The following is a 23,430-nucleotide window of genomic DNA, read 5'->3' as shown; positions in this document are numbered from 1 at the left end:
TCAGCCTGCTCCGACAGAGAAAGTACCCCATGGCAGAAACAGCCGCGCACAACCCCCTGCGCGACCGCCGCGACCGCCGCCTGAACCGTATCGCCGGGCCCTCAGCCCTGGTGTTCTTCGGCGTCACCGGCGACTTGGCCCGCAAGAAGCTCATCCCCGCCGTCTACGACCTGGCCAACCGCGGCCTGCTCCCGCCCAGTTTCGCAGTGGTCGGATTCGGCCGCCGTGACTGGTCGGCCGACGATTTCGTCGCCCAGGCGCGCGACTGGGTGGTCGCCAATGCGCGCACACCGTTCAACGAAACGGTGTGGGCGCAGCTCTCGGGCGGCTTCAGGTTCGTCACCGGCGGCTTTGACGATGAGGCCGCCTATGACCGGCTCGCGGAGGCCCTTGACGAGTTGGAGGGCTCCCGTGGCACGCGTGGAAACCACGTCTTCTACCTCTCCATCCCCCCGAACTCCTTCGAGCAGGTCTGCGAGCAGCTCTCCCGTCACGGGCTGGCCCAAAGCGACCAGGTCCGCACCGCACCTGACGGGCACGACGACGACGCCACCGAAGCGAATCCGTGGCGCCGGGTTGTGATCGAGAAGCCGTTCGGCCACGACCTGGCGTCGGCGCGGGAGCTCAACACGATCGTCGAATCCGTCTTCCCCCCCGACGCCGTCTTCCGGATCGACCACTACCTGGGCAAGGAGACGGTCCAGAACCTGTTGGCGCTGCGTTTTGCCAACCAGCTCTTCGAGCCCTTGTGGAACGCCAACTATGTCGACCATGTCCAGATCACCATGGCCGAGGACATCGGCATCGGCGGCCGTGCCGGCTACTACGACGGCGTCGGCGCGGCTCGTGACGTGATCCAGAACCATCTGCTCCAGCTGCTGGCCCTGACGGCCATGGAGGAACCCATCTCCTTCAACGCCGACCACCTGCGGGCCGAGAAGGAAAAGGTGCTCGCCGCCGTCAAGCTGCCCGAGGACCTCTCCCGCCACTCCGCCCGCGGCCAGTACACCGGGGGCTGGCAGGGCGGCGAGGAGGTCACCGGGTTCCTCGATGAGGAGGGATTCAACCCCGAGTCGCGCACCGAGACCTACGCGGCGATCCGGGTGGACATCAACACCCGACGCTGGTCGGGGGTCCCCTTCTACCTGCGCGCCGGCAAGCGCCTGGGCCGCCGCGTCACCGAGATCGCCGTCGTCTTCAAGCGGGCCCCCAACCTGCTCTTCCGTGACAACTCCTCCGAGGAGTTCGGCCAGAACGCCGTCGTCATCCGGGTGCAGCCCGATGAGGGCGCGACCATCCGCTTCGGGTCCAAGGTCCCCGGCACCCAGATGGAGGTCCGCGACGTCACCATGGACTTCGGCTACGGCCACTCGTTCACCGAGTCCAGCCCCGAGGCCTACGAGCGGCTCATCCTGGACGTGCTCCTGGGGGAACCGCCGCTCTTCCCCCGGCACCAGGAGGTCGAGCTGTCCTGGCAGATCCTGGACCCGTTCGAGGACTATTGGGCGGGCCTTGATGAACAACCTGAACCCTATGCACCGGGAAGCTGGGGGCCGGCCTCCGCGGACGAGCTGCTGGCCCGAGACGGAAGGACGTGGCGCAGGCCATGATCGTCGACCTGCCGAACACAACCACCTCCAAGGTGGCGAAGAAGGTCATGAACCTCCGGGAAGCCGGTGGCGTGGTGGCACTGAGCCGGGTGCTGACCCTGGTGGTGGTCACCCGTGCCGGCTTCGAGGAGGAGGCCATCGCCGCGGCGAACCTGGCCAGCCGCGAACACCCCTGCCGCATCGTCGTCGTCGTCGAGGGAAACCCCGGCTCCCCGACCGAGCTGGGCGCCCAGATCCGGGTGGGCGGTGACGCCGGGGCCTCCGAGGTGATCGTGCTGCATGCCGCCGGCGAATTGGCCACCGCCAATGAGTCGCTGGTCAATGCCCTGCTGCTGCCCGACGCCCCCATCGTTGCGTGGTGGCCCCATGGCATGCCCCACAGCGCCTCGGAGACGGCCATCGGGAAGATCGCGCACCGGCGCATCACCGACAGCAGCACAGCGGAGGAACCGCAGAAGGCGCTCTTCGCCCTGGCTGAGAGCTACGCTGCAGGTGATACGGATCTGGCCTGGACCCGGCTGACCCTCTGGCGGGCCCAGCTGGCCGCCGTGTTGGACCAGCTCGACCCGTCGCAGCTGACCGCTGCCACGGTCAAGGGCGCCGCGTCGAACCCCAGCGTGGTCCTGTTGGCCGCCTGGCTGACCTTGCGGCTGGACATCCCGGTGACGATCGCTGCGTCGGTCCGCGGCACCGGTGTGCGCAGCGTGCGGTTCTCCCGTGCCGACGGCGACGTGGTGCTCACCCGCCCGCACGACGATGTGGCCGAGCTCTACCAGCCCGGACAGCCAGTGCAGCGGGTCTCGCTTCCACGGCGGAACACCTCATCGTGCCTGGCCGAGGAATTGCGTCGGCTCGATCCCGACGAGGTGCTCGGCGAGGTGCTCCAGCAGGGCCTGGCCCAGACGAACCTGCGCAGTGTGACCGCCAGCGAACGCTGAACACCTGGCACCGTGCCGTTCAGCGGCACGGCCCGGGACACGGAACAGGAGGCGCTTCCCCCGCGGGGGAAGCGCCTCCTGTTGGTGGTGCAGGTGCCGCCTCGGCCACGCGGGCCGGGTGCACGGTCTGGCAGGTCTACATCTCGGCGCTGAAGCGCATGATGACGCCGAGGGCGATGATGATGGCGCCCCAGATCAGGCCGAGGACGACGGTGATGCGGTTCAGGTTGCGTTCGGCGACACCGGAGGAACCCAGGCTGGTGGTCATGCCACCGCCGAACATGTCAGACATGCCGCCGCCGCGCCCCTTGTGCAGCAGGATGAGCAGGGTCAGCAGGAGGCTGACGAGTCCCAACACCACCTGCAGGACAATCTTGAGTGCTTCCACTACTACCTTTCGGTCGGCTACGGCCGGAGGCCGGCTAGTCCGTCACCAGATGATGCTCGAACCTGACAATGTTAGCAAATTCCGCGGCGTCCAGGCTGGCACCGCCGACGAGCAGGCCGTCAACGTCGGATCCGCGCAGGATCGCAGCGGCATTGGCGGCCTTCACCGACCCGCCATAGAGCAGCCGGATGCCGGCAGCCGTGTCGGCGTCGTACAGCTTTTCCAGTTCGGCACGCAGGGCTGCTGCCATTTCCTGGGCGTCCTCCGGGCCGGCAACCTCCCCGGTGCCGATGGCCCAGACTGGCTCGTAGGCAACGACCAGGCTGGCCGCCTGCCCAGCTTCCAGACCGGCCAGGGAGCCACGCAGCTGCTCGAGCGTGTGCTGGACGTGGGTGCCCGCCTGCCGGACTTCCAGGCCCTCGCCGACGCACAGCACCGGCACCAGGCCGTGGCGGTAGGCTGCCGCGACCTTGCGGGAGAGCAGTTCGTCGGATTCCGCGTGGATGCTGCGGCGTTCGCTGTGGCCGACCAGCACATAGCGGGCCCCCAGCTTGGCCAGGAACGCACCGGAGATGTCGCCGGTGTAGGCGCCGGAGTCCTCGGGTGAGAGGTCCTGTCCTCCGTAGACGACAGGCAGGTCGTCACCGGCCACCAGCGTCTGGACGCCGCGCAGGTCGGTGAACGGCGGGAACACCGCCACTTCGACCCTGTTGAAATCGTGCTTGGCGTCCTCGAGCGTCCACGCCAGCTTCTGCAGCAGCGTGATGCCCTGGACGTGGTCCATGTTCATCTTCCAGTTGCCGGCGATGAACGGCTTGCGGACGAATTGCCCGTTCGTTGAGGTGGTCATCTGGGCCTACTTCCCTTCGAGCGCTGTGAGGCCGGGCAATTCCTTGCCCTCCAGGTATTCGAGGCTGGCTCCGCCCCCGGTGGAGATGTGGCCGAAGTCGTCCTCGTCGAAGCCCAGCGTGCGCACCGCGGCGGCCGAGTCGCCACCGCCGACGACGCTGAAGGCCTCCGAGTCGGCGAGGGCCTGGGCCACGGCGCGGGTTCCGCCGGCGAAGGCCTCGATCTCGAACACTCCCATGGGCCCGTTCCAGAAGACCGTGTTGGCCGAACGGATGTAGCTGGCGAAGGCCTCCCCCGAGGCGGGCCCGATGTCCAGTCCGAGGCCCGTGTCGCCGAAGCGCCCGGACTCGATGCCGTCGGCCGGCAACACCTCGTGCTCGGCGTCGGCCCCGAACTTCGAGGCGACCACGACGTCGGTGGGGACGATGATGTCGCAGCCGATCTCCTTGGCCCGCGACAGGTAGCCGCGGACCGTCTCGAGCTGGTCGGCCTCCAGTAGCGACTTGCCCACCTCGTGGCCCATGGCCTTGAGGAAGGTGAAGGCCATGCCGCCGCCGATGAGCAGGTGGTCGGCCCGACCGAGCAGGTTGTCGATGACCGCCAACTTGTCGGAGACCTTGGAGCCGCCGAGGACGACGACGTAGGGACGCTTGGGTGCCTCGGTGAGCTGGTGGAGGACCTCGACCTCGGTGCGGACCAGGTCGCCCTGGTAGGCGGGCAGGACGTCGGTGATGTCGACCACCGAGGCGTGCCTGCGGTGCACTGCACCGAAGGCATCATCCACGTACGCTCCGTTCTCCCCGGTCAGGGCCGCCAGTTCGGCGGCGAAGGCCACTCGCTCGGAATCGTCCTTGCTGGTCTCGCGGGCGTCGAAGCGCACGTTCTCCAGGACCAGGATCTGTCCGTCGGCCAGCCCGGAGGCCAGCTGGCGGGCGCTCTGACCCACCACGTCCTGCGCCACCGCAACGTCGAAGTCCGCCAATTCGGCGAGCCGGTCGGCGGCGGGGCGGATGGAGTACTTGGGTTCCGGGCTGCCCTTCGGCCGGCCGAGGTGGGCCATGACGATGACCCGGGCACCGGCGTCGGACAATTTGGACAGGACGGGCAGGGACGCGCGGACGCGGCCGTCGTCGGCGACGGTGGACCCGTCGAGCGGCACGTTCAGGTCGCTTCGGACCAGAACGTGCCGCCCGCGGACACCATCGGCGAGCAGATCGTCGAGAGTGTGGGAAGTCATGGCTTCAGGCTATCGGATCGCCGCGGCTACGCCAGCTTCGAGCCGACGTATTCCGTCAGGTCGACCAGTCGGCTGGAGTAGCCGAATTCGTTGTCGTACCAGGCCACTACCTTGACCGTGGTGCCGATGACCTTCGTCATGGGCGCGTCGAAGATCGCCGAGTGCGGATCGGTCACGATGTCGCTGGAGACGATCGGGTCCTCGTTGTAGCTCAGGTAGGGGGCCAGCGGGCCCTCCTCCGAGGCAGCGCGGAAGGCGGCGTTGACGTCCTCGACGGACGCCTCGCGGGCCAGGGTGACGGTGAGGTCGGTGGCGGAGCCGGTCGGAACCGGGACGCGCATGGCGTAGCCGTCGAGCTTGCCCTTGAGTTCGGGGAGCACCGATCCGATGGCCGCGGCGGCACCGGTGGAGGTGGGGACCATGTTCAGGGCTGCCGCACGGGCACGGCGGGGGTCGCGGTGCGGTCCGTCCTGCAGGTTCTGGTCGGCCGTGTAGGCGTGGATGGTGGTCATCAGGCCGTCGACGATGCCGAACTGGTCGTTGAGGACCTTTGCCACGGGGCCGAGGCAGTTGGTGGTGCAGGAGGCGTTGGAGATGATGTGGTGGTTCTCCGGATCGTACTGGCCGTCGTTGACGCCCATGACGATGGTGATGTCCTCGCCCTTGGCGGGTGCTGAGATGATGACCTTCTTGGCACCGGCTTCGAGGTGCTTCCTGGCGCCCTCGGCCTTCGTGAAGATGCCGGTGGACTCGATGGCGATGTCCACTCCGAGGTCGCCCCAGCCCAGTTGTGCGGGATCCTTTTCGGACAGGACGCGGATGCGCTGCTTGCCGACGACCAGCGAATCGCCGTCGACGGTGACCTCTTCGGCCAGGCGGCCCAGGACCGAGTCGTACTTCAGCAGCATGGCCAGGCTCTCGATGTCTGCCAGGTCATTGATGGCGACGATCTCGAGGTCTGCCTGGTTCATGAGCGCTGCACGCAGGTAGTTACGGCCGATGCGTCCGAAACCATTGATGCCAACACGGGTAGTCACGTGAATATTCTCCTTGCCGGATGGAAGCCACCACCGTGCTCCGGATGAGGAGTTGTTGAAGCGGGGTGGCATTGTTGGTGATGGGACACCCCGTTGTGTCGTTGGCCGGCGGACCGGCCGATTCCGCGGGCTCCCGATCCGGGGAAAACCGGATACGGGGCCCGCAGGAACCGTTGACCACATCCTACGCCATGTGGCGCGGGAAGTGTGAGCAAGGTTACTTGCCCGGTGCTCCGTGTCGCCAGGACCCGGAGGCTCAGGTACTACTTGCCCGGAACAACCAGGGACTTGGCGCCGGAACGCGCAGCCGCGAAACGTGCGGCGACGTCGGCCCAGTTCACGATGTTCCAGAATGCCTTGACGTAGTCGGCCTTCACGTTCTGGTAGTCCAGGTAGAAGGCGTGCTCCCACATGTCCAGCATCAGCAGCGGGGTGGTCGCCACGGGGGCGCCGTTCTGCTGGTCGTACATCTGCTCGATGACGATGTTCCCGCCGATGGGCTCGTAGGCCAGGATGGCCCAACCGGATCCCTGGATGGTGGTGGCGGCCGCGGCGAAGTGGTCGCGGAACGCATCGAAGGAGCCGAAGGCGTCGTCAATGGCTGCAGCCAGTTCGCCCTCGGGCTTGTCGCCACCCTCCGGGGAGAGGTTGTTCCAGAAAATGGAGTGGTTGACGTGTCCACCCAGGTTGAACTGCAGGTCCTTGGACAGCTTGGCGGCACCAGCGGCATCGCCCTTGTCACGGGCCTCGGCCATCTTCTCCAGCGCCGTGTTGGCGCCGGTCACGTAGGCGTTGTGGTGCTTGCTGTGGTGCAGCTCCATGATGCGCGCGGAAATGTGCGGCTCCAGTGCTGCGTAGTCGTACTGCAGTTCGGGAAGTTCGTACTTGACCATGTTCTCCTCCATTCGTCATGCAGTTCCGGTGGTCCGGTCCTGCTGGTGGGTAATGCATTCCGGCCCGCGGGCGCGGAAACCAAGCGGCTGAATCAGCCGTCGAGCATATCTGCTGTAACGCTGGCCTCGGTGCCGGGTATTCCCAGCTCGACGGCGCGGCGGTCCGCCATGGCCAGCAGGCGGCGGATGCGACCGGCGATGGCGTCCTTGGTCATCGGCGGCTCGGCCAGGTGTCCGAGCTCGTCCAGGCTGGCCTGTTTGTGGGCCACCCTGAGTTGTCCGGCGTACTGCAGGTGGTCGGGGACGTCGTCGCCGAGGATTTCCAGCGCGCGTTCCACGCGTGCCCCGGCCGCGACGGCTGCCTGCGCGGAGCGGCGCAGGTTCGCGTCGTCGAAGTTCGCCAGGCGGTTGGCGGTGGCCCTGACTTCCTTGCGCATCCTGCGTTCTTCCCACACCAGCAACGTGTCATGGGCACCCATGCGGGTGAGCAGGGCCGCGATGGAGTCCCCGTCGCGGATGACGACGCGGTCGACTCCGCGCACTTCGCGGGCCTTGGCCACGATGTCCAACCGGCGGGCGGCACCCACCAGTGCCAGTGCTGCCTCGGGGCCCGGGCAGGTGACCTCCAGCGCCGAGGAACGGCCGGGCTCGGTCAATGAGCCGTGGGCCAGGAAGGCGCCGCGCCAGACGGCTTCGGCGTCACCTGCCGAGCCGTTGACGATGACCGACGGCAAACCGCGCACGGGACGCCCCCGGCCGTCGAGCAGGCCGGTCTGGCGGGCCAGGGACTCGCCTTCCCGGACGACCCTGACCACGTAGCGGCTGCCGCGTCGGAGTCCGCCGCCGGAGACGACGATGATTTCCGCCGAGTGGCCGTAGACCTCGGCGATGGCCTGGCGCAGGCGGCGGGCCGTTGCGGCGAGATCGACCTCCGCCTCGATGACGATGCGTCCCGAGATGATGTGCAGGCCGCCGGCGAAACGCAGGGTCGCCGACACTTCGGCTTTGCGGACCGAGGACTTCTTGACGTCCAGCCGGGACAGCTCGTCCTTGACCGAGGCTGTCAGTGCCATGGCTACTCTTCCTCACTTCGCATTTGTTGGCGGGCGAACGCCTCGAAGACGTCCTGGTACTCCGCCGCCAGCCGCAAGGGCTCGTGGACGGCGCGGTCATGCCCACTAGCCACCTTACCGAAAAAGCACTCGGCACCGAGCCGCCGGGCGGCCGCTGTGAAAGCCGTCTCATCGTCGATGCACGACGGATCAGCCAAAACCGCGTCGATGCGCAGGTCAGGAGCGTAACGGGCGATCACATCGAGGTGGCCGGCGGCGGTCAGGCCCGCGGTCTCCCCCGTGTCCATGGCCAGGTTCATGGTCAGCAACCGGCGGGCGGGGGTGTTCTGCAGGGCCTCGCGCACCTCGGGCAGCAGCAGATGCGGCAGCACCGAGGTGTACCAGGAACCCGGCCCCAGGATGACCCAATCCGCGAGTTCGATGGCCTCCAGCGCCTCGGGGCAAGCGGCAGCGTCGGTGGGAGAGAGCGTGACGTTGTTGACCAGGGTGTCATGGCCGGCCGCCGCCAGGGCAGCCTGGCCCTCGATCCGGCGTCGGACCAGGCTGCCGTTGTCGGCGGTGGTGAGCACTTCACCCGAGATGTTCAACGGGACGGCGCTCATCGGCAGGACGGCCCCCCGGGCGCCCAGGAGGGCGCCGGCCCACCGCAGCCCGGCGACCGGATCCCCCAGCAGTTCCCACAGGGTCACGATGAGCAGGTTTCCCAGGGCGTGGTTGTCCAGTGAGCTCTCGGTGCCGGGATTCGCCTTGAACCGGTGCTGCATGACATCACGCCAGGTGCGTCCCCAATCGGATTCATCACAGAGCGCAGCCAGGGCCATGCGCAGGTCACCCGGTGGCAGGACGCCGAGCTCACGGCGCAAACGCCCGGAGGACCCGCCGTCGTCGGCCACGGTCACGATCGCGGTGATGTCGTTCGTCAACCGGCGCAGGGCCGACAGGGAGGCCGACAGCCCGTGCCCCCCGCCCAGTGCGGCGACCCGCGTGGCCGTGGAGGAGTCGGCAGTGGATCGCGGTGGCAGCATGGGCATCTGGCCCGTCAGGAACGTCACGGTGGCTACTCCCGGCCCAGGTCGCGGTGGTTGACCAGGACGGTCACGTTGGGGACCTGGCTGAGCCGCCGGGCCATTTCCTCGGCGACCGCGACGGAGCGGTGCTTGCCGCCGGTGCAGCCGATCGCGATGGTGGCGTAGTGCTTGTTTTCCCGCCGGTAGCCGTCCAACACCGGTTCCAGTGCCGCCAGGTAGTGGGTGATGAATTCCTGGGTTCCCTCCGCCTCCATCACGTAGTCGCTGACGACGGCCTCCTGGCCGGTGTGGGGGCGCAGGGCGGGGACCCAGTGCGGGTTGGGGATGAAGCGGACGTCGGCCAGGAAGTTGGCGTCGGTCGGGAGCCCGTACTTGAACCCGAAGCTCATGACGTTCAGGCGCAGCACCACGGGACCCGAATCGGAGAAGAGCTCGATGATGGAACGGCCCAGTGCGTGCACGTTCAGCGGGGTGGTGTCGATGACGATCTCGGCGCTGTCCTTGATCTCGCGCAGGACCTCGCGTTCGGCGGCGATCCCGTCGGAGATCCGCCCGTCACCCTGCAACGGGTGGGGGCGGCGGCCCTGTTCGAAGCGGCGGATGAGCAGGTCGTCGCTGGCGTCCAGGAACAGGACCCGGTATTTGATCCCCGCGGCCCGCAACTGGCCCAGGTTCGCCCGCAGCTCGGTGAACAGTGCCCGGCTGCGCACGTCCATCACGACGGCCAGCTTCGGGATCGATCCCGGATTGCGGGCCACCAGATCGGTCAGGGTGCCCAACAGCTGGGGAGGCAGGTTCTCCACGACGTACCAGCCCTGGTCCTCCAGGGCGTGGGCGGCGGTGGTCCGGCCGGCCCCCGACATGCCGGTGACCACCAGCATTTCTGACTCTTCGGGCTTGACGGTGCTCAGCTCGGTACTCATGGTTGAAGTCTAGTCGGGATCCGGGTCCCGGCGATCCTCAATCCAACAGCTCCCCGGTGGCGGTGTTCACTGCAGGTCCAGCCCCGTCGTCGTGCCCCTCCCCGCCCGCGGTGGCGGGAGCCGAGAGGGCCTCGACCAGGTGGGCCGCCAGTCGTGGTCCGACGCCCTTGACCTGCTGGAAGTCCTCGACGCCTGCCGCCCGCATGCGCTTGAGCGATCCGAAGTGCTTGACGATGGCCTGGCGCTTGGCCGGGCCGAGCCCGGGGACGTCGTCCAGCAACGAGGTCGTCATGGCGGCGCTGCGCTTCTGCCGGTGGAAGGTGATGGCGAAGCGGTGGGCCTCGTCGCGGATGCGCTGGAGCAGGTACAGCCCGTGGGAGGCCCGTGGAAGGACCACCGGGAACGGGTCGTCGGGCAGCCAGAGCTCCTCGAGCCGTTTGGCCAGTCCCGCGACGTAGACGTCGTCGATGCCCAGGTCGGTCAGCGCCTGGACCGCCGCGGCGACCTGGGGTGGGCCGCCGTCGACGACCACGAGCGAGGGCGGGTAGGCGAACTTGCGCGGCGGGGCCTTCTCCCCGCTGTCCTCGATGCTGATCTCACCGCTGATGACCGGGGCCATGGCCGCCTGGTCGTCCAGGTAGTGGCGGAAACGGCGGGTGATCACGTCATACATCGACGCGGTGTCGTCCCGGGCGGCGTCCCCGGTGATGGAGAACTTGCGATAGTCGGACTTCTTGGGCAGCCCGTCCTCGACGACCACCATGGAGGCGACCACGTTGGTGCCCTGCACGTGGGAGATGTCGTAGCACTCGATGCGCATCAGCGGCACGGGCAGGCCCAACGCCTCCTGGAGTTCCTGCAGGGCGGCGCTGCGGGTGGTGATGTCGGCGGCCCGGCGTGACTTGTGCAGGCGCAGCGATTGTTCCGCGTTGTCCTTCACGGTGCCCATGAGGGCGGCCTTTTCGCCGCGTTGGGGCACCCTCAGGTTCACCGCCGCACCGCGCAGCCCGCGCAGCCAGGTGGCCAGTTCCTGCGGGTTTTCGGGTTCCACGGGGACCAGGACCTCACGCGGGATCCGGTCCCCTCCGGTGTTCTCCCCGTAGACCTGCTGGAGCAGGTGCTCGATGAACTCGGGGCCGTTGGTCTCCTCGACCTTTTCCACGACCCAGCCGCGTTGGCCGCGGATGCGCCCCTGGCGGACGTGGAAGACCTGCACCGCTGCCTCGAGGTCGTCCTCGGCGACGGCGAAGATGTCCGCCTCGGTGTCCTCCGAGAGCACCACCGCGTTGCGCTCGAACACCCGGCGCAGGGCGGCGATGTCGTCGCGCAACCGGGCGGCCTGCTCGTAGTCGAGTTCGGCGACGGCGGCCTTCATCTGCCCCTCGAGGTCGCGGATGAAACGGGTGCCTTCACCGCCCATGAACTGGCACAGCTCGTCGGCGAGCTTGCGGTGGTCCTCGGGGCTGATGCGTCCCACGCACGGGGCGGAGCATTTGTCGATGTACCCGAGCAGGCAGGGCCGCCCCGACTGCTGGGCGCGGCGGAAGATGCCTGAGCTGCAGGTGCGCACGGGGAAGACGCGCAGCAGGGTGTCCAGGGTTTCGCGGATCGCCTTGGCCGGGTAGAACGGCCCGAAGTACTTCACGTCCTTGCGCCGGTCCCCGCGCATGACCTGGGCCCGGGGGTACTTCTCCCCCAGCGTGACGGCCAGGTAGGGGTAGGACTTGTCGTCGCGGAACATGATGTTGAACCGCGGCGCGTATTCCTTGATCCACGTGTACTCGAGCTGCAGGGCCTCGAGCTCGCTGCCGACGACCGTCCATTCGACGCTGGCGGCGGTGTGCACCATGGTGTGCGTCTTGGCGGCCAGGGTGGCCGGGTTGGCGAAATACGAGTTCAGCCGCGACCTGAGGTTCTTGGCCTTGCCGACGTAGATGACGCGGGCCTGCGGGTCACGGAAGCGGTAGACGCCGGGAGAAGTGGGTATTTCACCGGTCCGTGGGCGGTAGCTGGTGGGATCGGCCATGCGTTAACGCTACTCCGCGGACGGCGACTGGTTGTAGTTGCCCGAGCGTTCCTGCCCGGTGATCGCTGCGATCGCGTCCACGATGGCGTCGGTGGCCTGGCGGCGCTGCGGCAACGGGTGCTTGCGCCCCACGTGGTCGAAGCGCAGGGGCTCCCCCACGGTGAGCGTGAACTTGCGCGGGGTGATCCGGTTGCTGCCGGCCGGCTGGAGTTTCTCCGTGCCAACGAGTCCGACGGGGACCACCGGGGCACCGGTGGACAGGGCGAGCCAGCCCACCCCGGTGCGGCCGCGGTACAGCCGTCCGTCGCGGGAGCGGGTGCCCTCCGGGTAGATCCCGACGCCCTGGCCGTCCTCGAGCAGGTCCACCAGCGCATCCAGCGCCGCCACGCTGGCAGCCTGCTCCCCGCGTTCGACGGGGATGGATCCGACGGATTCGAAGAACGCCTTCATGGCGCGGCCCTTGAGACCGGGCGTGGTGAAGTATTCGGCCTTGGCGAAGAACGCGACGGGGCGCGGGCAGATGGCCTGGATGATGATGCTGTCCAGGAAGGACAGGTGGTTGGAGGCGATGATGAACGGCCCCCCGGTGGGGACGTTCTCCAAACCGGTCACCGTCGGGCGGCACAGCGTGTGGATCGTTCCGCGGAAACCGGCGCGGACTCCTTCGAACAGGCCCATCTACGCGATTCCATCCCGCACGGCGCCGTGGACCGACGCGGAGTGTCCACGCCCGATGCCCAGCAGCCCGCCCAGCTCCGCGGGGGAATGCACGACGGCGGCAGCGCCTGCCGCCTCCAGCTCGCCGTCCGCGGCGAAGCCCCAGGCGACGCCGATGGACTGCAGCGCGTTGGCGCGGGCACCTTCGATGTCATGCATCCGGTCCCCGACCATGACTGTCGCTTCGGGTCCCTGGCCCGTGGCCTCCAGGGCCGCGGCGACGATGTGCGGCTTGCCGGTGGTCCGGTTCGGTGCCGACACCTCGTCGGGCGATGAGCCGTGGATGGAGTCGAAGTAGCCGTCGAGTCCCTTGGCTGCCAGGAGCTGGCGGGCCAGCGGTTCGGGTTTGGAGGTGGCAACGGCCAGGATCCGGCCGTCGGCGCGCAGGCCGGCGAGGAGTTCCGCGATGCCGGGGTACACCCGGCTGGCGGCCATGCCGTGGGCGGCATACTCCTGGCGGTAGTCGGCGATGACGTGCGGCAGCAGGGCCTCGGTCATGCCGGGAATCGTCATCAGCCCACTGGCCAGCGGGGGGCCGACGAGCGAGGCCAGGTGGTCGTCGCCGGGGTGGGCGATGCCGTTGGCCAGCAGGGCGTGGAGGATGCCCCCGGTGATGCCGCCTGCCGGGTCGACCAGGGTGCCGTCGAGGTCCAGGAGCACGGCGCGGGCGGGAATCATCACCGCAATATTGTTGCACGAACCACCGCGCCGGGACGGCAGCCATGCCCGCCGCGGAATACTCCGCGGCGGCGTGGCCACCGCCCGGGTGGGCGCGGACGGCTCAGTCCAGGACCTCGGCGAGGAAGCCGCCGGTGTGGCTGGCCTCGATCTTGGCGACCTGTTCCGGGGTGCCGGAGGCGATGACCTGCCCGCCGCCGGAGCCGCCTTCGGGGCCCAGGTCGATCAGCCAGTCGGCGCTTTTGATGACGTCCAGGTTGTGCTCGATCGTGATGACGGTGTTGCCCTTGTCCACGAGTCCCTGCAGGACGAGCAGCAGCTTGCGGATGTCCTCGAAGTGCAGGCCCGTGGTGGGCTCGTCGAGGACGTAGATGCTGCGTCCGTTGGAGCGCTTCTGCAGCTCGGAGGCCAGCTTCACGCGCTGAGCCTCGCCACCGGAGAGCGTCGTGGCCGGCTGCCCGAGCCGGACGTAGCCCAGCCCGACGTCGACCAGCGTGTTCAGGTGCCGGGCGATGGGGGTGAACGCTGCGAAGAACTCGGCGGCCTCCTCGATCGGCATGTTCAGCACGTCGGAGATGCTCTTGCCCTTGTAGTGGACCTCGAGCGTCTCGCGGTTGTACCGCGCCCCGTGGCAGACCTCGCAGGGCACGTAGACGTCCGGCAGGAAGTTCATCTCGATCTTCAGCGTGCCGTCACCGGAGCAGGCCTCGCAGCGGCCGCCCTTGACGTTGAAGGAGAACCGGCCCTGGAGGTAGCCGCGGACCTTGGCCTCGTTCGTCTCGGCAAAGAGCTTGCGCACATGGTCGAAGACGCCGGTGTAGGTCGCCGGGTTGGAACGCGGGGTGCGGCCGATGGGGCTCTGGTCGACATGGACCACCTTGTCGAGGAGTTCAAGGCCCTCGACCCGGGTGTGGCGGCCGGCCACCTGCTTGGCCCCGTTGAGCTTGTTGGCCATCACCTTGTAGAGGATGTCGTTGACCAGGGTGGACTTGCCCGAGCCGCTGACCCCGGTGACTGCCGTGAAGACGCCCAGCGGGAACTTCACCGTCAGGTCCTGCAGGTTGTTCTCGCGGGCCCCGACCACGGTGACCTGGCGCTTGCGGTCGACCTTGCGGCGCTTGGCCGGCAGGTCGATCTTCTTCCGGCCCGAGAGGTAGTCACCGGTCAGCGACGCGGTATTGGCCAGCAGTCCCTCCAGGGAGCCGGAGTGCACGACCGAGCCGCCGTGTTCGCCGGCACCGGGGCCGATGTCCACGATCCAGTCCGCCTGGTGGATGGTGTCCTCGTCGTGTTCGACGACGATCAGGGTGTTGCCCAGGTCGCGCAGCCGGTTCAGGGTCTCGATGAGCCGCCGGTTGTCGCGCTGGTGCAGCCCAATGGACGGCTCGTCCAGGACGTACAGGACGCCGACGAGTCCCGACCCGATCTGGGTGGCCAGGCGGATCCGCTGTGCTTCGCCGCCGGAAAGGGTTCCCGCGGCGCGTTCCAGGTTCAGGTACTCGAGACCGACGTCGAGCAGGAAGCGCAGCCGCGCCTGGATCTCGATGAGGACCTGGTGGGCGATCTGCTTCTCGCGGCCCGTCAGGACCAGTCCGTTGAGGAACTCGGAGCACTCGCGCATCGGCAGGGCGGAGACCTCGGCAATGGACTTGCCGTTGATCAGGACCGAGAGGGAGGCGGGGTTCAGGCGGGCACCGTTGCACTCGGGGCACGGGATCTGCCGCATGTACTCCTCGTACCTGTCCCGCGCATGGTCGGACTCGGTCTCCTGGTGCTTGCGGTGGATGTACTGGATGACACCCTCGAAGCCGGTGCTGTACTTGCGTTCACGCCCGAAGCGGTTGCGGTACTGGACCACGACCTTGTGGTCCTTGCCGTTGAGGATCGCCTCGCGCTGCTTGTCGGTGAGCTTGCGCCACGGGGTCTCGAGGTCGAACTTCAGGTCCTTGGCGAGTCCGGCCAGCAGCCGGTTCCAGTACTCGGTCGTGGCGGTGCCCAGCGACCAGGGGGCAATGGCCCCTTCGAACAGCGACTTGGAGGGGTCCGGGACCACGAGTTCCTCATCGACCTCCAGCCGCGTGCCGATGCCGGTGCACGCGGGGCAGGCACCGAACGGGTTGTTGAAGGAGAACGAGCGTGGTTCGATCTCGTCGATGGCCAACGGGTGCTCGTTCGGGCAGGCGAGGTGCTCGGAGAAGGCACGGGTCCGTCCGTCGTCGTCTGCCGGCAGGTCCACGAAGTCGGCGAGTACCCGGCCGTCGGCCAGCCCGAGGGCTGTTTCGATGGAGTCGGTGAGGCGTTGGCGGATGCCGTCCTTGGCGACCAGGCGGTCGATGACCACCTCGATGGTGTGCTTGTACTGCTTGCCGAGCTTGGGCGGATCGCTGAGTTGGATGGTTTCCCCATCGACCCGGGCGCGGGCGTAGCCCTTGACGGCCAGTTCCTTGAACAGGTCGACGAATTCGCCCTTGCGGCCGCGGACGACCGGGGCGAGGACCTGGAAGCGGGTGCCCTCCTCGAGCTCCAGCAGCTGGTCGACGATCGCCTGGGGCGTCTGGCGGGTCACCGCCTCGCCGCAGACCGGGCAATAGGGACGGCCCACACGGGCCCACAGCAAACGCATGTAGTCGTAGATCTCGGTGATCGTGCCGACGGTGGAGCGCGGGTTCTTCGACGTCGACTTCTGGTCGATCGACACCGCGGGCGAGAGGCCCTCGATGAAATCGACATCCGGCTTGTCGACCTGGCCCAGGAATTGCCGGGCGTAGGCGGAGAGGGATTCGACGTAGCGGCGCTGGCCCTCGGCGAAGATGGTGTCGAACGCCAACGAGGACTTCCCCGACCCGGACAGGCCGGTGAAGACGATCATCGCATCGCGGGGCAGGTCCAGGTCGACGTTGCGCAGGTTGTGCTCGCGGGCGCCCTTCACCAGAAGGCGGGACTGGTCGTGGGCGCGCACGGCCGACGGGTCGGTATCTGCTTCAAGAGCGCTGGGGGTAATAGCCACGTGTCGATGGTAGTCGAAAACCAGTTCGAACACACGTTCTAATCCCGTGTCGTGGCCCGCCATTCCGGGCCGGTGGCCAGCCGGTGTTCACTGCCCGCGGAAGGCGGCCCTGACGAATTCCAGCGTCCGCCCCTCGTCAACACCCCATTGCACCGCCTGCTGCACCAGTTCGTGAGCGGCCGCCGCCAGCCTCCGGTCCGCCTCGGACCCCGTGGCCAACACCACCGTGCCGTGGCGTCCCCTCGTCTCGACGGCGCCCGCCTGTTCCAGTTCGCGATAGGACCTCGCCACGGTGTTCACTGCCACGCCGAGCCGTCCGGCGAGCGCCCGGACCGGGGTGAGCCGGGTTCCGGGGACCAGTCGTCCCGCGGCGATCGCGTCCAGGACCTGTTGGCGGATCTGCTCATAGGGGTGGGTGGTGGCGTCCTGGTGGATCCGGACAAAGGCCAGCACATCGTCGTCGTTCACTGTTGCTCCTGGTGTTTCCGCCCGGTACCCGGGGATGGTGGGGCTGCCTTCACCGTACCCGGACCCCTGGCAGGAAAGGTGCCCCGCGTCCTAGGCTGGGCATCATGAGCACCCACAACACCCTGTTGCATGACCTGGCCGAGGTCACGATCCGCAGCGTCTCGGTGTCGGCCATGGCCAACAACGCGTATCTGATCACCCACCGGCAGACCGGGGCGCAGGTCCTCATCGACGCCGCCGATGACGCGCCGGCGTTGCGCCGCCTGCTGGCCGATGCAGCGCACGATGCCCCCGTCCCGCCGAAGCTGGCGTTGATCGCCACCACGCACCAGCACTGGGACCACATCAGGGCGCTGCGCGAACTCGCGGAGGAGACCGGCGTGCGCACCGCCGCCGGCACCGACGACGCCGAGGGGATCCGCGAGCAGGTGGGCGTGGCGATCGACGTGAGGCTGGACCACGGGGATGTGGGGAACTTCGAGGGGTTCGACCTCACCGCCATCCACCTGCGCGGCCACACCCCGGGCTCGATCGCCTACGTCTACCGGGACCCGGCGGGCCCCACCCACATCTTCAGCGGGGACAGCCTCTTCCCCGGGGGCCTCGGCAACACGGAGAAGGATCCGGAGCGCTTCGCCTCCCTGTACGACGACGTCGTGAACCGGCTCTTCGATTGCTACCCGGATGACACGCTGGTCCATCCCGGCCATGGGGACGGCACCACCCTGGGCGCCGAGCGTCCGCACCTGCAGGAATGGCGGGACCGCGGCTGGTAGGACGGAGACCGCAGGGCCCGCTGCTACTCCAGGTGTTCTTCGCGTATTTCCCCGAAGGGCACCTTCTCGGAGGTCATGGCGTGGACCTCGGTCCCCATGAAGCGCACCACCACCCCGGTGTTGCCCTCGGCCACCGATTCCAGCAGAACCGGTCGCAGGGTGCCGATCTGCCGCTCGGGGGCGGCGTCGAGATACTTCTGGTAGGCGGCGGGAAGGATGTGTTCCACGACGTGCTCCTGGTGCTCCTGGTCGGCGGGTACCTCCTGCTTTACCACCGGAGCGGGTCGAAGTGAAGGGCGGCCCGCCCGGGTCCGGGAACCGCACGCCCTCCCGGAATCAGCGGGTGGCCGTCTTCTGGCCGACCATGAAGATCCGGCGGAACGGGAAGACCGTCAGCTGGTCCCCCTCGGGTCCGGTGAACGGCGGGTAGGCCCCCCGGACCAGGTCGGCGTACTCGGCCTCGAACTCCCGCGCGTCCTGCTCCCCCAACACCGAGAGGATCGGACGCAGGGCAGTACCCCTGACCCACTCCAACACCGGGTCCTCACCGCGCAGGATCTGGGAATAGGTCGTCTCCCAGACATCGGCTTCGAACCCGTTCTCCAGCAGCAACCGCAGGTAGGTATCCGGCTCGGCGGTCGCGTCCTTGCGCAGGGCAAGGCCCGCGAGCCGTGATTCCCAATGCGGGCGAGCCGCCAGGTCCCGCATGAGCGCATGCGAGGGGGCCCCGAAGTTCCCCGGCACCTGGGCGGCGAACCAGGCCCCCGGTTCCAGGGCATCAAGCCATCCGGCCATCAGTTCCCGATGCCCCGGGATCCACTGCAGCATCGCATTGCTGACCAGCACGTCGGTTCCCGGCTCGGGCATCCACTCCGTCGCGTCGGTCGCGGCAAAGGCGAGGTTCGCGCGCTGGTGGTCTGCCGAGGCCTTCGCGATCATCTCGGCCGAGGCGTCCAATCCCGTCACGGCGGCCCGGGGCCACCGGTCGGCGAGCGCAGCGGTGAGCGGGCCGGGACCGCAGCCCAGATCGACGACCTTCCGCGGGGCATCGGTGTTGATGCGCTGTGTGAGTTCGAAGAAGGGCCGGTCGCGGTGGGAGGCGAACTGGACGTACTTGGCGGGGTTCCATTTCATGGGGACAGACTATCCAGCCGGGTCGGCCCCCGGTTGCACCACCACAGCACAGCCCCTCCGGGCCGGCGACCGGGCCAGTGGGTCGACGTCATGCCATCACCGCATACGATCTGAACCATGGACTACGTTCGCTTTCAAAGTGCCGTTCCGAATCGCCGCGGGGACCCTGTCGGCCGAGTACCTGGCCCTCCTCGACACGTACGAAGTTCCCTGGGTCGAACTTCGATCAAACCACCCCGGAATCCTCAGCCACGAGGACGACGTGCAAATCGTCGTTGAGCCCTTTGCCTACCCGGAGCAGGGGGACGATCTCTGGATGCGGCGGCCGACGAGTTGTCGATAACATCCACGCTGGCGCTGGCCCCGCGGGCACATCGTGCTCCGGGTATCCCCTACGGTGTCCTGCTCCCTCCCGGCTCCCCGTCGGTAGTCGGCACCGTCACGCACACGTTCGGTGATGACACCCGGCCCCGGCTCGACCGATTCCTGGCGGTCCTGCTTCGATGTCGACCACCGCGAGGGCCTGGTCGACGTTGGCCTGACGCGAACGACGAAACCCGATCCACCGACGTGTCGCCGGCAGTTCAGCGATCCCTCGGGTACTCCGTTGCGAGCACCGTCAGGAGCCGAGCACCATATCCGCGATGTGCCGTGCGGCTTGGTCCGGCGTGATGTCAGTGGTGTCGATGACTTCGGCTTCGTGGTGTAGCCAGGTCCGCGCCGCCTGCGCGTATGGCTCCACATAGGCGAAGCGGAAGGCCGATGGACCGAGTACATCGTCGTTCTGAATGCGGTCGCGCAAGGTCGCCTGGTCGGCATGGAGCACGAAGTGCCGGACCGGTATGCCGTGCCCGGCCAGGCCATCGCTGATCTCACGCCAGTAGTCCTCGACCAGGACGGTCATCGGCATCACGAGCACGCCTCCGGTGAACTCGAGCACCCGTCGCGCGGTCTCGACCACCAGCGGCCTCCAGGGCTGCCAGTCCTGGAAATTTCCCGTGGGTGGAAGACCCGGACTGATGTCCATGAGCACCTCGCCGACCTTTTCGGCATCGAGGATGCGGGCATCGGGAAGCATTTGCTGCACGATCCCACTCGTCGTGGTCTTTCCCACCCCGTGGGTTCCGTTCAGCCAAACGATCATGCACCGAACTCTAACGCGGCGTGGCAGCACACAGGTGCCCACCGGGGCTGGCGCACCCCGGGTGCGGCAGCAGCCAGTCAGTGCCTGAGCGCCAGAACAGGCGCGACGGCGATCAGGATGATGATCATCGTCCAGGTGAGGTACCGGGCGGGCACCGAACGCGCGACCTTCCACCCGATGAGGACGCCGCACATTTCCGGTACGCCCACGATGAGTGCAAGACGCCAGTCGATCGCGCCGATGCTGAAGTAGCCCACGCTGCCCACCAGCGAAATGACGATCGATTGTGCCTGTGCCGCAGCCAAGGCGGGCAAGATCGGCGTGCCGATGGCAACGAGCAGCGGCACGGTCAGCAGCGGTCCGCCGACACCAAAAGTGCCGCTGGCCACCGCCACCAGGAGTCCGATCACGATCAGCGCCGGCGTCGGATGCCGCGGGTGGAGGCCATCGTCGGCTGCATGGCCCTGCCGATACCACACCAGCACCGCGACAACCACGACGAATCCGGCCATCAGGATTCCGAATTCCCGGGCGGGTAGAACCGAATTGAGCAGCACCCCGGCCGGCGTTCCCACGACTGCGGTCACCAGCAGCACGACGGCGATACGCACTGTCTGCCGTTCGCGCAGATGACCGGAACGCAGGTAGGCGAGGGACCCGACGGTGCCGGTGGCCACATGGGTCACCATGGCAGTGCCGGCGACGACTGCCGGTTCCAACCCCGTGAAGAGGAAGAGGCCAATCGTGACCAGCACGCCTCCTGGTCCCAGCGCCGTGATGCCGATCCCGGCGATCAAACCGATGCCGGCGAGAAGTAGAGTAGACAAGCCTCCAGCCTATCGGCGGTTGCCCGCCCGGGTATCCAACCGGGGATCCAACCGGCTCCACTGCCCCGCAGGCAGCCACCGGCACCGCGCCCGGCACCGGCACCGCCGTCGTGCCTGGTGGGAGATAGGCTGGATGCACCATGAAACTCACTGAGCTCCTGCCCGATGCGCCACCGCGCGGGGCCACTGCCGAATCCACCTACGCCTCATTCCTGACCTGGACCGAGGACCGCGGGATCTCGCTGTATCCGGCGCAGGACGAGGCGGTGATGGAAATCGTCGAGGGGAACAACGTCATCCTGGCCACCCCGACGGGTTCGGGGAAGTCGTTGGTGGCCGTTGCGGCGCATTTCCATGCGCTGGCCCGCGGCGAACGCAGCTACTACACGGCACCGATCAAGGCGTTGGTTTCCGAGAAGTTCTTCGCCCTGTGCGAGATCTTCGGCGCGGAGAACGTCGGCATGGTCACCGGGGACTCATCCGTCAACCAGGATGCCCCGATCATCTGCTGCACCGCCGAGATCCTGGCCAATGTTGCACTGCGCGAGGGCCGGGAAGCCGATCTGGGCCCCGTCGTCATGGACGAATTCCACTTCTACTCCGATCCGCAGCGCGGCTGGGCCTGGCAGGTGCCCCTGTTGGAACTGCCGCAGGCCCAGTTCCTGCTCATGTCCGCCACCCTGGGTGACGTCACCCGCTTCGAGGACGAGCTCACGCTGCGCACCGGACGGCAGACCACCACGGTGGCCAACGCCGAGCGACCGATCCCGCTGCACAACTACTACTCGGAAGAGCCGGTCCAGGAGGCGATGGAGGAGCTGCTGGCCACCAACCAGTCGCCCGTCTACGTGGTCCACTTCAGCCAGCTCGAGGCCATCGAGCGTGCCCAGTCGCTGATGAGCATCAACGTGTGCACCCGTGAGGAGAAGGACCGGATCTCCGAGCTCATCGCGGGATTCCGTTTTGCCACCGGCTTCGGCAAGACGTTGAACCGGCTGGTCCGGCACGGGATCGGCGTGCACCATGCCGGCATGCTGCCCAAGTACCGCCGTCTGGTGGAGCAGCTGGCCCAGGCCGGGTTGCTCAAGGTGATCTGCGGGACGGACACGCTGGGCGTGGGCATCAACGTCCCCATCCGCACCGTCATGCTCACCGCGCTGTCGAAGTACGACGGCATCCGTACCCGCCCGCTGAATGCCCGAGAATTCCACCAGATTGCCGGCCGGGCCGGACGCGCCGGCTACGACACCGCGGGAACCGTGGTGGTCCAGGCCCCGGAGTTCGCCATCGAGAACAAGAAGGCGATGACCAAGGCGGTCGCCAAGTTCGGCGACGACCAGAAGAAACTGCGCCAGGTCGTGAAGAAGAAGCCACCGCAGGGTTTCGTCTCCTGGTCGGAGAAGACCTTCGACAAGATGGTGGCCTCCACCCCCGAGCCGCTGACCTCATCGTTCACCGTCACGCACTCCATGCTGCTGAACCTCCTGGAGCGGCCCGGCAACTCCTTCGCCGCGGCCCGGAGACTGCTCACGGAAAACCATGAGCCCCCGGCCCGCCAGCGTGTCCTGCTGCGGCGTGCACTGGGCATCCTGCGCGAGCTGCTGGCCACCGGTGTCGTGGAACGGCTCGCCGAGCCGGACGAGCACGGCAACCTGCTGCGCCTGACAGTGGACCTGCAGCAGAACTTCGCCTTGAACCAGCCGCTCTCCCCGTTCGCCATGGCGAGCCTGGAGCTGCTGGACCGCGAGTCCCCCACCTATGCCCTCGACGTGGTCTCCATCATCGAGGCCACCCTGGAAAAGCCCCGCCAGGTGCTCAACGCCCAGGAGAAGAAGGCCCGCGGCGAGGCTGTGGCGGCGATGAAGGCCGAGGGGATGGAGTACGAGGCGCGCATGAACGCGCTGGATGAGGTCACCTACGCCCAGCCGCTGGCCGAGATGCTCGGCGAGGCGTTCGAAACCTACCGCCAGGGTGCCCCCTGGTTGGGTGACTTCGAATTGTCCCCCAAGTCGGTGGTGCGCGACATGTACGAGCGGGCCATGTCCTTCGGCGAATACATCCAGTTCTACTCGCTCGCCCGCTCCGAGGGCATCCTGCTGCGCTACCTCACCGACGCGTTCAAGGCCCTGCGCCAGACCGTGCCACGCGATGCGTTGCGTGAGGACCTGGAGGACCTCATCGAATGGCTCGGCGAACTGGTACGGCAGACAGACTCCTCACTGCTCGACGAATGGGAGAAGCTCTCCCAGGGCGAGGTGCCCGAGGACCTGGACGGGGAGATCACCCCGCCTGCCCCGGAGCGCCTGACCTCCAACGAACGGGCCTTCCGGGTCATGGTCCGCAACGAGATGTTCCGCCGCGTCCAGCTGTTCGCCGACGAACAGGATGGGACACTCGGGGACCTCGATGGGCACAGCGGATTCGATGCGGACGCGTGGGCCGACGCCATGGACGCCTACTTCGACGAGCACGATGACATCGACGACGGACCGGCGGCGCGTGGCCCCCAGCTGTTGATCATCACCCCCACGCGGACCGAATGGAAGGTCCGCCAGATCTTCAAGGACCCCGCGGGGAACAACGACTGGGGCATCGACGCGGTGGTCAACCTGGCGGACTCCGACGAGGCGGGCACCGCCATCGTCACCGTGACCGGTGTGGGCCGGCTGGGCTAAGG

At 67.8% G+C, this 23,430-nt stretch carries 21 protein-coding genes; 4 read left to right on the top strand and 17 right to left on the bottom strand.

All coding sequences use genetic code 11. The features are described 5' to 3' along the window. Positions 1-29 precede the first annotated feature (29 nt). Positions 30-1,610: a glucose-6-phosphate dehydrogenase gene (gene zwf, locus ACN0TP_RS11900; protein WP_417219244.1), complete on the top strand. Its 1,581-nt coding sequence runs from the start codon at positions 30-32 to the stop codon at positions 1,608-1,610. Further along, positions 1,607-2,548 carry a glucose-6-phosphate dehydrogenase assembly protein OpcA gene (locus tag ACN0TP_RS11895; RefSeq protein WP_417219242.1) on the top strand — a complete coding sequence of 314 codons (942 nt, stop codon included), beginning with the start codon at positions 1,607-1,609 and terminating at the stop codon, positions 2,546-2,548. The genes zwf and ACN0TP_RS11895 overlap by 4 nt, the downstream gene beginning before the upstream one ends. Before the next feature lie 136 nt (positions 2,549-2,684). Here ACN0TP_RS11895 and secG read toward each other — a convergent pair whose 3' ends face one another. The 13 genes from secG to ACN0TP_RS11830 form a co-directional block, all read right to left on the bottom strand. Continuing rightward, positions 2,685-2,936 carry a preprotein translocase subunit SecG gene (gene secG / locus ACN0TP_RS11890; protein ID WP_417219241.1) on the bottom strand — a complete coding sequence of 84 codons (252 nt, stop codon included), beginning with the start codon at positions 2,934-2,936 and terminating at the stop codon, positions 2,685-2,687. Positions 2,937-2,970: 34 nt separating this feature from the next. Then, on the bottom strand, positions 2,971-3,786 hold the full coding sequence (gene tpiA, locus ACN0TP_RS11885; RefSeq protein ID WP_417219240.1) for a triose-phosphate isomerase: 816 nt from the start codon (positions 3,784-3,786) through the stop codon (positions 2,971-2,973). Between the two features lie 6 nt (positions 3,787-3,792). Further along, positions 3,793-5,022, bottom strand: a complete 1,230-nt coding sequence (locus tag ACN0TP_RS11880) for a phosphoglycerate kinase (RefSeq protein WP_417219238.1) — start codon at positions 5,020-5,022, stop codon at positions 3,793-3,795. 26 nt (positions 5,023-5,048) lie between these two features. After that, a complete protein-coding gene (gene gap / locus ACN0TP_RS11875) occupies positions 5,049-6,059 on the bottom strand; it encodes a type I glyceraldehyde-3-phosphate dehydrogenase (protein ID WP_417219236.1) in 1,011 nt (336 codons plus the stop codon). A 263-nt stretch (positions 6,060-6,322) separates the two neighbouring features. Further along, on the bottom strand, positions 6,323-6,952 hold the full coding sequence (locus tag ACN0TP_RS11870) for a superoxide dismutase (protein ID WP_417219234.1): 630 nt from the start codon (positions 6,950-6,952) through the stop codon (positions 6,323-6,325). A 92-nt stretch (positions 6,953-7,044) separates the two neighbouring features. Then, positions 7,045-8,025: a DNA-binding protein WhiA gene (whiA, locus tag ACN0TP_RS11865; protein ID WP_417219232.1), complete on the bottom strand. Its 981-nt coding sequence runs from the start codon at positions 8,023-8,025 to the stop codon at positions 7,045-7,047. A 2-nt stretch (positions 8,026-8,027) separates the two neighbouring features. Further along, a complete protein-coding gene (locus ACN0TP_RS11860; RefSeq protein ID WP_417219231.1) occupies positions 8,028-9,077 on the bottom strand; it encodes a gluconeogenesis factor YvcK family protein in 1,050 nt (349 codons plus the stop codon). A 5-nt stretch (positions 9,078-9,082) separates the two neighbouring features. Further along, positions 9,083-9,976, bottom strand: coding sequence for an RNase adapter RapZ (gene rapZ, locus ACN0TP_RS11855; RefSeq protein WP_417219230.1), 894 nt, complete (start codon positions 9,974-9,976; stop codon positions 9,083-9,085). A gap of 37 nt (positions 9,977-10,013) precedes the next feature. Next, the gene (gene uvrC, locus ACN0TP_RS11850) at positions 10,014-12,002 is read right to left on the bottom strand and encodes an excinuclease ABC subunit UvrC (RefSeq protein ID WP_417219228.1); all 1,989 of its coding nucleotides are present in this window, start codon (positions 12,000-12,002) and stop codon (positions 10,014-10,016) included. A 9-nt stretch (positions 12,003-12,011) separates the two neighbouring features. Further along, positions 12,012-12,680, bottom strand: coding sequence for a lysophospholipid acyltransferase family protein (locus tag ACN0TP_RS11845; protein ID WP_417219226.1), 669 nt, complete (start codon positions 12,678-12,680; stop codon positions 12,012-12,014). Continuing rightward, positions 12,681-13,397, bottom strand: a complete 717-nt coding sequence (locus ACN0TP_RS11840; protein WP_417219409.1) for an HAD hydrolase-like protein — start codon at positions 13,395-13,397, stop codon at positions 12,681-12,683. 103 nt (positions 13,398-13,500) lie between these two features. After that, positions 13,501-16,398 carry an excinuclease ABC subunit UvrA gene (gene uvrA / locus ACN0TP_RS11835; protein WP_417219407.1) on the bottom strand — a complete coding sequence of 966 codons (2,898 nt, stop codon included), beginning with the start codon at positions 16,396-16,398 and terminating at the stop codon, positions 13,501-13,503. 93 nt (positions 16,399-16,491) lie between these two features. Then, the gene (locus ACN0TP_RS11830) at positions 16,492-16,872 is read right to left on the bottom strand and encodes a GntR family transcriptional regulator (RefSeq protein WP_417219224.1); all 381 of its coding nucleotides are present in this window, start codon (positions 16,870-16,872) and stop codon (positions 16,492-16,494) included. A gap of 104 nt (positions 16,873-16,976) precedes the next feature. On the opposite strand from ACN0TP_RS11830, the gene ACN0TP_RS11825 reads away from it, so the two are divergent. Then, complete coding sequence (locus ACN0TP_RS11825; RefSeq protein WP_417219222.1) at positions 16,977-17,648, top strand: MBL fold metallo-hydrolase; 672 nt, start codon at positions 16,977-16,979, stop codon at positions 17,646-17,648. Positions 17,649-17,671: 23 nt separating this feature from the next. On the opposite strand, the gene ACN0TP_RS11820 is transcribed toward ACN0TP_RS11825, so the two are convergent. The 4 genes from ACN0TP_RS11820 to ACN0TP_RS11805 all read right to left on the bottom strand — a co-directional run bounded on the left by ACN0TP_RS11820 (position 17,672) and on the right by ACN0TP_RS11805 (position 20,753). After that, on the bottom strand, positions 17,672-17,875 hold the full coding sequence (locus tag ACN0TP_RS11820; protein ID WP_417219220.1) for a hypothetical protein: 204 nt from the start codon (positions 17,873-17,875) through the stop codon (positions 17,672-17,674). A gap of 109 nt (positions 17,876-17,984) precedes the next feature. Then, positions 17,985-18,782, bottom strand: a complete 798-nt coding sequence (locus ACN0TP_RS11815) for a trans-aconitate 2-methyltransferase (protein ID WP_417219218.1) — start codon at positions 18,780-18,782, stop codon at positions 17,985-17,987. A gap of 619 nt (positions 18,783-19,401) precedes the next feature. Beyond that, a complete protein-coding gene (locus ACN0TP_RS11810) occupies positions 19,402-19,926 on the bottom strand; it encodes an AAA family ATPase (protein ID WP_417219217.1) in 525 nt (174 codons plus the stop codon). A 77-nt stretch (positions 19,927-20,003) separates the two neighbouring features. Next, positions 20,004-20,753: a sulfite exporter TauE/SafE family protein gene (locus ACN0TP_RS11805; RefSeq protein ID WP_417219214.1), complete on the bottom strand. Its 750-nt coding sequence runs from the start codon at positions 20,751-20,753 to the stop codon at positions 20,004-20,006. 140 nt (positions 20,754-20,893) lie between these two features. Between ACN0TP_RS11805 and ACN0TP_RS11800 the strand changes: the two genes are divergently transcribed. Next, complete coding sequence (locus tag ACN0TP_RS11800) at positions 20,894-23,428, top strand: DEAD/DEAH box helicase (RefSeq protein ID WP_417219213.1); 2,535 nt, start codon at positions 20,894-20,896, stop codon at positions 23,426-23,428. Positions 23,429-23,430: the final 2 nt, after the last annotated feature.

It is taken from the genome of Arthrobacter sp. (genome assembly GCF_048266065.1).
Taxonomy (GTDB): domain Bacteria; phylum Actinomycetota; class Actinomycetes; order Actinomycetales; family Micrococcaceae; genus Arthrobacter_H.
The sequence above is the reverse complement of the archived record's forward strand: the minus strand, read 5'-3'. Positions and strand labels throughout refer to the sequence as shown.